This window comes from Corynebacterium sp., from assembly GCF_012837295.1.
Classification (GTDB): Bacteria; Actinomycetota; Actinomycetes; order Mycobacteriales; family Mycobacteriaceae; genus Corynebacterium.
Genome location: NZ_DURI01000141.1, coordinates 1 through 9,845 on the forward strand (window position 1 = coordinate 1; position 9,845 = coordinate 9,845).

The following is a 9,845-nucleotide window of genomic DNA, read 5'->3' on the forward strand; positions in this document are numbered from 1 at the left end:
AAAGCCCAGGTTGAAGCTGAGCGGCTTCGCCGAGCAGGTCACCGGCACCGGCGGCGTGCTCGCCGTGGCCGCGCGCACCATCCTCGAGCAGCTGGGCCACGAGGTCAGCGGCGCCGTCGACTTCGACGCCGACGACGCCGACGACAAGCTGCTGGACCTGGTCACCGCCGAGCTCGGCTCCGATTGGCCGCGTCTTGTCGCCCCGTCCTTCGACGCCGACCGCGCCGTGCTCATCGACGACCGCTGGGCCACCTCCCGCGAGGACCTGGCCCGCATGTGGGCCGCCTCCTCCGAGGATGACCTGGCCGCCGCGACGCCGAAGGCGATCTCCGCCTCCGCCGCGAAGCAGGCCGAGTTCTGGGCCGGCCGCGCCACCGCCGCGGGCCGCACCACCCTGGCCGCCGCGTACTCGCAGCTGGCCAACACCGCGACGAAGCCGGGCGAGGGCGCCCGCGCCTCCGACGTCGCCGTGGTCACCGGCGGCTCGCCGGGCTCCATCGCCGCGGCCGTCATCGGCGGTCTGCTTGCCGACGGCGCCACCGTGGTCGCCACCACGTCGTCCCTCAACCCGGGCCGACTGGCGTTCTACAAGGAGCTGTACCGCACCAACGCCATCGACGGAGCGGCCCTGTGGGTCGTCCCGGCGAACCTGACCAGCTACCAGGACCTCGACGCGGTCGTCGACTGGGTCGGCAACGAGCAGATCGCCACCGTCGGCGGCGGCTCCGTGGTCACCAAGCCCGCGATGTCCCCGACGCTGCTGTTCCCGTTCGCGGCCCCGCGCGTCATGGGCTCCCTGGCCGACGCCGGCCCGGCCGCCGAGATGCAGATGCGCCTGCTGCTGTGGTCGGTCGAGCGCCTCGTCGCCGGCCTGTCGCAGATCGGCGCCGACACCGACGTCGCGCACCGCCTGCACGTCGTCCTGCCGGGCTCGCCCAACCGCGGCCGCTTCGGCGGCGACGGCGCCTACGGCGAGTCGAAGGCGGCGCTGGACGCCGTCGTCACCCGCTGGAACGCCGAGGAGGTCTGGGGCTCCCGCACCTCGCTGGTCCACGCCCACATCGGCTGGGTCCGCGGCACCGGTCTCATGGGCGGCAACGACCCGCTGGTCGACGCCGTCGAGGCCAAGGGCGTGCGCACCTACGCCACCGAGGAGATGGCCGAGCTCCTGCTGGAGCAGGCCACCCCGGAGGCCCGCGCCAAGGCGACCGAGTCCCCGATCACCGTCGACCTGACCGGTGGCCTGGGCGACGTCGACCTGAACATGTCGAAGCTCGCGGAAGAGGCCATGGCCGCTTCCGAGAAGGACGGCGAAGGCGAGGACGGCGGCGTCGCAAAGCCGCGCTCCATCCGCGCCCTGCCGGGCCTGCGCAAGCCGCTCGACCGCACCGCCCCGGACTTCTCCGGCGTCAAGGTCGACCCGGAGGACATGATCGTCATCGTCGGCGCCGGCGAGCTCGGCCCCTACGGTTCGTCGCGCACCCGCTTCGAGGCGGAGCTCGGCGAGATCTCGGGCGCCGGCATCGTCGAGCTGGCCTGGACCATGGGTCTGATCAGCCACGACGGCGGCTGGCTCGACGCCGATGGCCAGCCCATCGACGAAGAGGACATCGTCGAGCGCTACCGCGACGAGGTCACCGCCCGCGTCGGCGTCCGCCGCTACGGCGATGACGGCGACCTGGTGGACAACACCATGACCGAGCTGACCACCGTCTACCTCGAGCGCGACCTGTCCTTCCCGGTCCGCGACAAGGCCGCCGCGGTCACGTTCGTCGAGTCCGACCCGGAGAACACCACCGCCCGCCCGGACGAGGAGTCCGGCGAGTGGATCGTCACCCGACTGGCCGGCACCGCCGTCCAGGTGCCGCGCCGCATGGCCATGTCCCGCTACGTCGGCGGCCAGATCCCGGAGGGCTTCGACCCCGCCGTGTACGGCATCCCGGCGGAGATGTGCGAGAACCTCGACCGCGTCTCCCTGTGGAACATCGTCTGCACCGTCGACGCGTTCCTGTCCTCCGGCTTCACGCCGGCGGAGCTGCTGGGCGCCGTCCACCCGGGCCTCGTGTCCTCCACCCAGGGCACCGGCATCGGCGCGATGGAGTCCCTGCGCAGCCTGTTCATCGACGGCATCCTGGGCCTGCCGCGCGCCAGCGACGTCCTGCAGGAGGCCCTGCCGAACGTCATCGCCGCGCACGTCATGCAGTCCTACGTCGGCGGCTACGGCCAGATGGTCCACCCGGTCGCGGCCTGCGCCACCGCCGCGGTGTCCGTCGAGGAGGGCCTGGACAAGATCCAGCTGGGCAAGGCCGACTTCGTGGTCGCCGGCGGCTTCGACGACCTGTCCACCGAGGGCATCACCGGCTTCGGCGACATGAACGCCACCGCCGACTCCGCCACGATGGACGCCAAGGGCATCGACCGACGCTTCTTCTCGCGCCCGAACGACCGTCGCCGCGGCGGCTTCGTCGAGTCCCAGGGCGGCGGCACCGTGCTGCTGGCCCGCGGCTCGGTCGCCCGCGACCTCGGCCTGCCGGTGCTCGGCGTGGTCGCCTTCGCGGAGTCCTTCGCGGACGGCGCGCACACCTCCATCCCGGCCCCGGGCCTGGGTGCGCTGGGTGCGGCGCGCGGCGGCACCAGCTCGCGCCTGGCGCGCGCGCTGGCCAAGCACGGCGTCGCGGCGGATGAGGTGTCCATCCTGTCCAAGCACGACACCTCCACCAACGCCAACGACCCGAACGAGTCGGAGCTGCACGAGCGCGTCGCCGATGCGCTGGGCCGCGACGAGTCGAACCCGCTGTTCGTGGTGTCGCAGAAGTCGCTGACCGGCCACGCGAAGGGCGGCGCGGCGGCGTTCCAGATGATCGGCCTGACCCAGGTGCTGCGCTCCGGCGTGCTGCCGGCGAACCGCTCGCTGGACTGCGTCGATCCGGAGCTGGCCAAGCACGGCCGTCTGGTGTGGCCGACGAAGCCGATCGAGATGGGCGGCGCGCTGCCCATGAAGGCGGGCTTCGTCACCTCCCTGGGCTTCGGCCACGTGTCCGCGCTGGTCGCGATCGTGCACCCGGAGGCGTTCCACGCTTCCGTGGCCGCCGAGAACGGCGAGGACGCCGCCGCCACCTGGCGCGCCGCCGCCGATGAGCGCGAGGCCGCCGGCCTGCGCCGCATCGACGAGGCGATCTACGGCGGCGAGGGCCTCTACGAGCGCCCCGAGGGCCGTCGCCTGGGCGATGGCGGCGAGTACCGCGACACGGCGAAGCTCGAGAAGGCCGTCATCCTGAACCCGGACGCCCGTCTGGTCGATGGAGTGCTCGACGACGAGCCGGCCAAGTAGCACCTCGCCCGGACCGCGCGAGCGCCGTCCGAGTGAAGCCGCGTGAGCCGCGGCGGTGATCCCGATGGGGTCGCCGCCGCGGCTTTCGCGTTGGCGGGGGCGGGGAGCGCCGCCGGGTATCGTGGGCGCATGGATTCAGGGGCGGCGCGAGGCGCGATTCTGGGCACCGGCATCGACTTGGTGCACGTGCCGTCGTTCACGACAGACCTCGCGCGCCCGGGTTCGACGTTCGCGTCGTCGGTGTTCACGGTGGGGGAGCGCGCGGCCGCCAATCGCCGGGGCCTGACCGGCGACGCACTGGCCCGCCATCTCGCCGGCCGTTGGGCGGTGAAGGAGGCGGTGATCAAAGCCTGGTCGCAGGCCCTGTACGGCGCGCCGCCGCCGATCCCGCGCGATGAGCTGCAGTGGCGCGACATCGAGGTCGTCGCCGACGCCTGGGGCCGCGTCGCGGTGGCGCTGCACGGGCGAGTCCGCGACGCCGTTGCCGCATCACTCGGTGCGGGCGACGCCGGCGAAGGGACTGGCTTTCCGACGCCCGCCTCCCCGCCCCAGGAGCGATTCCACATCAGCATCAGCCACGACGGAGACAACGCGATCGCCATCGCCATCCTCGCGGCGCACTGAGGAACAGGGGAGGGGACGCGGAGGAGCGCCGAGCAGCCGGTGGCCCACGACACCGCCCCCGATCCGGGCGTGGGCGTTGCCGTCCGATTTCGGCGCGGTTAATTCCCGCGGCGGGGTGTTCCCTCGCCCCATCGTCGCAGGTAGACAGGAATGATCACCGTCGTCCACGAGGAGTCTGAGCCGATGCCGCAGCCGATGCCCGTACGTCCCGCCGCCATTGCCTCCGACGCCGCGCCCGGAGCAACCGCGTCCGCCACCACACCGACGCGCCGCATCGTGATCCTCCAGCCCGACGAGGGCGTCCCGACCGACCGCATCGGTCCGTGGTTGGAGGAGGCGGGCGCCGAGACGTCGGCGGTCGAATTGTGGCGCGAGCCGGTGCCGGGCGTCGTGGAGCTCCTGGCAGGTCCGGCCCCGGCGTCGCTGATCATTCTCGGCGGCCGCGACAACGCGATGAACCACACGGCCTACCCCTGGCTCGACGACGTCCACGCCCTCATCCGCGGCGCCGTCGCCGCCGACGTCCCCGTGCTGGGCATTTGCCTCGGCCATCAGATCTTGGCGGACGCCCTGGGCGGGGAGGTCGTCGTGGGGCATCCGACCGCGGGCGAGGAGGGCGCGCGGGTGGTCTCGCTTGGCGACGCCGGCCGCGCCGACTCCCTGTTCGACGGGTTGGGGGAGGCGTTCACGGTGGCGGAATCGCATCACGACGCCGTCGTCCGGGCACCCGAGGGCGCCACGGTCCTCGCGTCATCGGAGGACTGCCCGATCCAGGCGTTCCGGGTCGGCTCGGCGGTGGGAGTCCAGTTTCATCCGGAGGCGTCGCCGGAATTGATGGCCTCGTGGACCGCCGGCGATGGCGGCGACGGGGAGGCGATGCTCTCCGAAATGCGCGCGGCCGATGACCGGGTCCGCGCTGCTGGACGCTCGGTGATCGCCGCCTTCGCGAGCGCGTAGCCCGGGGCGCCTAACCCCCGGCCTTTTCGGCGACGGTCATGAGGTAGGAGATGAGCATGCGCTTGACCTCCTGGACCGTCAGCTCGTAGTGCAGCTCGCGCATGCCGGCGTCGCCGGGGCGGTCGACGGAGTAGTTGAGCAGCGAGTACGTGGTGTGGATGAGCAGGCCCGAGATGAAGCTGCGGACGTGCGCGTCGGAACGCGGGGCGAGGGGGCGCAGGACCTCGGAAATGCCGTCGAGCAGTTCCTGCTCGGTGTGCGCTGCGGTCGCCCGGGTCGCCGGCGTCGACTGGACGGCAAGCCACACGGAGCGCCGGGACGGGTCATCGCGCCACAGGTCGGCGATGTGGTCGATGAACTCCGACAGGAAGTCCGGCCACTCCAGCGCCGGCACGAGCTGGGCGAAGTGGGCGATCTCGGCGACGACGCCGGCGGTGTCCTGGCGGTCGAGCTCGCAGATCATCACGTACTTGTTGGCGAAGAACTGGTACAGCGTCCCTATGGGCACGCCCGCCCGCTTGGCGACCTCGTCGAAGGTGAAGGATTCGAATCCGACGTCGACGAGCACCTCCCGGGCCGCCGTCAGGATCCGCGCGTAGCGTTCGCGGCTGCGCTGCTGCGCCGGGCGCCGCCGGGGCCGCAGGATCTCGTGGTCGTGGTCGGGGTCGGTCGCCGGGTCGAGGCGCACCGACGCCTGTTCAGCCTTCTCGCCAGCCTCCTCGGCCGACTCCGCGCCGCGCTCAGTCACCGGTGTTCAGGTCGCGGAGCACGCGGCCGACGTGGCCCTTCGCGCGGACGTTGTACCAGGCGTTCTCCACCTTGCCGTCGGCGTCGACGAGCACCGTCGAGCGGATGACCCCCTGCACGACCTTGCCGTAGTTCTTCTTCTCGCCGAACGCGCCCCACGCGGCCAGGGTCTCCTTCGACGGGTCGGACAGGAGGGTGAAGTCCAGTCCGTGGTCGTCGCGGAACTTCGCCAGCTTCTCCGGCTTGTCGGGGGAGATGCCCACCACGTCGACGCCGGCGTCGTTGAACTGCGCGGATTCGTCGCGGAAGTCGCAGGCCTGCGTCGTGCAGCCCGGGGTGTTGGCCCGCGGGTAGAAGTACACGAGCACGCGCCGGCCGCGGTAGTCGGACAGCGACACCTCGGATCCGTCGTCCGCCGTCAGGGTGAAGTCGGGGGCGGCGTCGCCGGGTTCGAGCCGGATGTTCTGCTGTGCGCTGGTGTCGTTATCGGCCATGTGGATCATGGTAGCGGGGATTAATGGGTGTTGGGCGCCCTCAGGTGCTTTCGAGTGTTACCCTTTTCGTTCAGACGACCGTTCACCGATCCAGGGGAGTCCACGTGGCCCGCAGCATTGACGACATCCAGCGCGACATCGAGCGCAACCGCACCCAGCTCGCCAAGACGCTGGACGAGCTTTCGGTGCGCACCAACCCGAAGAACGTCGCGGACGACGCCAAGTCCCGCGCGGTCGACGGCCTGCAGGAGCCGAAGGTCCAGGCCGTGCTCGGCGCCGTCGCCGCCGTCATCGTCGGCGCGATCGCCCTGTCTGTGGTGCGCAACCGCAAGCGTTCCCAGGAGATCGAGCGCATCCGCGAAATGATCGAGGCCGCGTCCCGCTAGTCGAGGGCAGGCTTTCGCCGCCGGAGGGCGGGTCCGCATGGGCCCGTCCTTTTCGTCGTTTCGTCGCCTTCCGGCGCGTCGATGGCTTTTGCTTGACGACGGCCCGCGCGCCCGTGTTTCGCCGACTTCATCGCGGTGCAATGAAAAATCCCCGACCGGCTTTCGCCGATCGGGGATTCTCTGTTGTGCGCCATCAGGGACTTGAACCCCGAACCCGCTGATTAAGAGTCAGCTGCTCTGCCAATTGAGCTAATGGCGCTTGCGTTGTGGCGTCGGCCCGCTGTGCGCTGGCCTCCGTTGCAACGAGAAGAAATATAACCCCCTTCGCGGCGCGATACAAAATCGGCTGGTCAGTAGGGGTTTTGTCGGCCTCCATGTCGGCCCTTTCGGGTCACGCCGCTCAATCGGGCGCTTTCGGAGCTGTGGCGGAGCCGGGAATCTTTCGATGTGCATCGAACCGAGAAGGTGAAGCCCCCCGGACGTGCGGCGGTACTGTATCGATACCCAAATGACCCGCGACGTCACCTGCGATGATGCGATGTTGCCGGATTGTGACCCTTCTAAGGTTGTCCTGACGTGCGTTTTTCATGGTCAAGCGACTAAGTTGGCCGGGTATGCGTTTGCGGCGCCCGCGCCTGCGGTTTAACCGGTGTGCGCGGGCCGTCGCAAAGCAAGTGGAGTCGACGACGTTAACGAGTGTGTGGAGCGATTGAAGAACATGGGTGTTGAGCTGATCCGCGGCCGGCGTGTCCGGGCCATCGTTGCGGCCGTCGGCGTCGCCGCGCTGACCCTCACGGGATGCACCGTGGGCGATGGCGACGGTTCCGGCGAGGCCGCGCAGGTCGAGGAGGCCAAGCCGAAGCCGGTGGCCAACGTCAAGGACGGTGCCGAGGACTGGTCGGTCACCGAGCCGGTGACGGTGTCCATCGACGACGCGAAGCTCGATTCGGTCACCATGACCAACGACGAGGGCAAGGAGGTCGCCGGCGAACTGGCCGAGGACGGCAAGTCCTGGACCACCACCGAGAACCTCGGCTACGGCCGCACCTATTCGCTGGAGGCCAAGGCGGGCACGGAGAAGCTGTCCAGCTCCTTCCAGACCGTCGTGCCGAACAACCAGACCTACGGCTACCTGTCGCCCGCCGAGGGCTCGACCGTCGGCGTCGGCCAGACCATCGCGGTGCGCTTCGACGAGCCGATCGCCGACCGCCAGGCCGCGCAGGACGCCATCAAGGTCACCACGGAGCCCGCCGTCGAGGGTGCGTTCTACTGGCTGAACAACGCCGAGGTGCGCTGGCGCCCGGCCGAGTACTGGCCGGCCGGCACCACGGTCAACGTCGAGGTCGACATCTACGGCAAGGACCTGGGCAACGGCTACTACGGCCAGGAGAACAACGCCACGAACTTCACCATCGGCGACCGCGTCGTGGCCATCGCCGACGACGCCACGAAGACGATGACCATCGAGCGCAACGGCGTCGTCGAGAACTCCATGCCCATCTCCATGGGCTCGGGCCGCTGGCCCACCCCGAACGGCACGTACCTGATCGGCGACCAGCACACGAACATGGTCATGGACTCCACGACCTACGGCCTGGCGCTGGAGGACGGCGGCTACAAGACCCCGGTGAAGTACGCGACCCAGATGTCCTACTCGGGCATCTACGTCCACGGTGCGCCGTGGTCGGTGTGGGCGCAGGGCTCGCAGAACGTGTCGCACGGCTGCATCAACGTCACCGACGCCAACGCCGCGTGGTTCCAGCAGAACACGAAGCGCGGCGACATCGTGATCGTCAAGAACACGGTCGGCGGCACCCTGCCCGGCACCGATGGCCTGGGCGACTGGAACATCCCGTGGGAGACCTGGAAGGCCGGCAACGCCGACCAGACCTCCTCCTGGTAGCTCCCCGCTACCTCGCTTTACGACGCCCACGCTCAACCCCGCTCGGCCTGCACTGGCCGGGCGGGGTTTTCCGTGTTTTCGGGGCTTTCAGAGCATGCCGAGTTCGGTGGCCTTGGCCACGGCGGCGGTGCGGGAGCCGACGTCGAGTTTGGTGAAGACGTGCACCAGGTGGGATTTGACGGTGGCCTCGGTGAGGACGAGCTTTCCGGCGATGTCCTTGTTCGACAGCCCGTCGGCGACGAGCCGCAGCACCTCGGTTTCGCGGGCGGTGAGGGAGCGGCCGGGGTCGCGCAGGCGGCCCATGAGGCGGGTCGCCACGTCGCCGGACAGGACTGTTTCGCCGCGGGCGGCGGCGCGGACGCCGTCGACGAGCTGCGCTGGGTCGGCGTCCTTGAGCAGGTAGCCGACCGCACCCGCGGACACGGCGCCGAGGATGTCGGCGTCGGAGGAGTAGTTGGTCACCACCAGCACCTGCGGCGGGTTGGGCAGCGCGCGGATGCGGGCGGTGGCGTCGACCCCGCCGGCCTGGCCGTGGGCGCCGGGGCCCTCGCCGAAGCGGAGATCCATGAGCACGAGATCGAAGGGCGCACCGGAGTCCAGGGCGTCGGACACCGCCCGCACGGCGTCGTCGGGGCTGCCGGCTTCGGCGGCGACGGCGATGTCGCCGGCGGTCTCGAGGACGGCGCGCAGGCCCGCCCGCACCACGGGGTGGTCGTCGGCCAAGAGGACGGTGATCATCGGGGCTCCTTCGGGGAACGGGCGTGCGGGGCAGCGGGGGCAGGCTCGGGTGAGGGCGGGGCGTCGTCAAGCGGAACGTGCACCGACACCCCGCAGCCGGAACCCGGCGCGGACTCGATGGACACCGTGCCGCCGAGGGCCGCCATGCGGCGGCGCACGCCCGCGATGCCGACGGCCCCGGACGGAGGCGCGGCGGCCGGATCGAAGCCGACGCCGTCATCGACGACGTCGAGGGACACGGAGCCGGGCTGGTAGGTCAGCGTGACCGCGCACCGGTCGGCGCGGGCGTGGCGGACGACGTTGGCGATGCTGGCCTGGGCGATGCGGACCAGCGCCGCCTCGACGTCCGCCGGCAGCGGGCGGGGATCGCCGTCGACGCTGAAGTGGGCGGGGGAGCCGTCGGCGGTGGCCGGGGTCGCGGCGCAGATGCGGGCCAGCGCGACGGGCAAGTCGGCGCCGGTGAGCGCGCCGGGCTGGAGGGCCGCGATGATGCGGCGGGTCTCGCGGAGGTTGTCGGCGGCGACCTCGCGGGCCATGCGGATCTGCCCGATGGTGCGCTCGGCGGAGGCGGCGCGGTCGTCCGGGGTGCGCGATTCGTCGCCGTGGTCGCGAGCCGAGGCCTCCGCCGAATGGAGCAGCAGCTGGATGGAAGAGAGCCCCTGTGC

9 protein-coding genes and 1 tRNA gene are annotated in these 9,845 nt (G+C 70.9%); 5 read left to right on the forward strand and 5 right to left on the reverse strand.

Features of this window, described 5'->3' with window-relative positions; genetic code table 11:
* The 3 genes from GX015_RS04760 to GX015_RS04770 form a co-directional block, all read left to right on the forward strand.
* Positions 1 to 3,331 (forward strand): beta-ketoacyl synthase N-terminal-like domain-containing protein (locus GX015_RS04760; RefSeq protein ID WP_291343180.1); only part of this gene is annotated, 3,331 nt, incomplete at its 5' end.
* A 156-nt stretch (positions 3,332 to 3,487) separates the two neighbouring features.
* Positions 3,488 to 3,955 (forward strand): holo-ACP synthase, encoded by a 468-nt coding sequence (locus tag GX015_RS04765; RefSeq protein ID WP_291343187.1) that lies wholly within the window; start codon positions 3,488 to 3,490, stop codon positions 3,953 to 3,955.
* Between the two features lie 150 nt (positions 3,956 to 4,105).
* On the forward strand, positions 4,106 to 4,912 hold the full coding sequence (locus GX015_RS04770; protein WP_291343182.1) for a type 1 glutamine amidotransferase: 807 nt from the start codon (positions 4,106 to 4,108) through the stop codon (positions 4,910 to 4,912).
* A 10-nt stretch (positions 4,913 to 4,922) separates the two neighbouring features.
* Here GX015_RS04770 and GX015_RS04775 read toward each other — a convergent pair whose 3' ends face one another.
* Positions 4,923 to 5,600 carry a TetR/AcrR family transcriptional regulator gene (locus tag GX015_RS04775; RefSeq protein ID WP_291343188.1) on the reverse strand — a complete coding sequence of 226 codons (678 nt, stop codon included), beginning with the start codon at positions 5,598 to 5,600 and terminating at the stop codon, positions 4,923 to 4,925.
* A gap of 52 nt (positions 5,601 to 5,652) precedes the next feature.
* Positions 5,653 to 6,153, reverse strand: a complete 501-nt coding sequence (bcp, locus tag GX015_RS04780; protein ID WP_291343183.1) for a thioredoxin-dependent thiol peroxidase — start codon at positions 6,151 to 6,153, stop codon at positions 5,653 to 5,655.
* 104 nt (positions 6,154 to 6,257) lie between these two features.
* On the opposite strand from bcp, the gene GX015_RS04785 reads away from it, so the two are divergent.
* Entirely contained in the window at positions 6,258 to 6,539 is a 282-nt protein-coding gene (locus GX015_RS04785; protein WP_291343184.1) for a DUF3618 domain-containing protein, read from the forward strand.
* Positions 6,540 to 6,725: 186 nt separating this feature from the next.
* On the opposite strand, the gene GX015_RS04790 is transcribed toward GX015_RS04785, so the two are convergent.
* A tRNA-Lys gene (locus GX015_RS04790) sits at positions 6,726 to 6,798 on the reverse strand.
* Between the two features lie 459 nt (positions 6,799 to 7,257).
* Between GX015_RS04790 and GX015_RS04795 the strand changes: the two genes are divergently transcribed.
* Complete coding sequence (locus GX015_RS04795; protein ID WP_291343190.1) at positions 7,258 to 8,442, forward strand: Ig-like domain-containing protein; 1,185 nt, start codon at positions 7,258 to 7,260, stop codon at positions 8,440 to 8,442.
* Positions 8,443 to 8,529: 87 nt separating this feature from the next.
* On the opposite strand, the gene GX015_RS04800 is transcribed toward GX015_RS04795, so the two are convergent.
* A complete protein-coding gene (locus GX015_RS04800; RefSeq protein ID WP_291343185.1) occupies positions 8,530 to 9,180 on the reverse strand; it encodes a response regulator transcription factor in 651 nt (216 codons plus the stop codon).
* The coding region (locus GX015_RS04805; protein WP_291343186.1) for a sensor histidine kinase at positions 9,177 to 9,845 on the reverse strand (669 nt) is incomplete at its 5' end. The genes GX015_RS04805 and GX015_RS04800, both read right to left, overlap by 4 nt.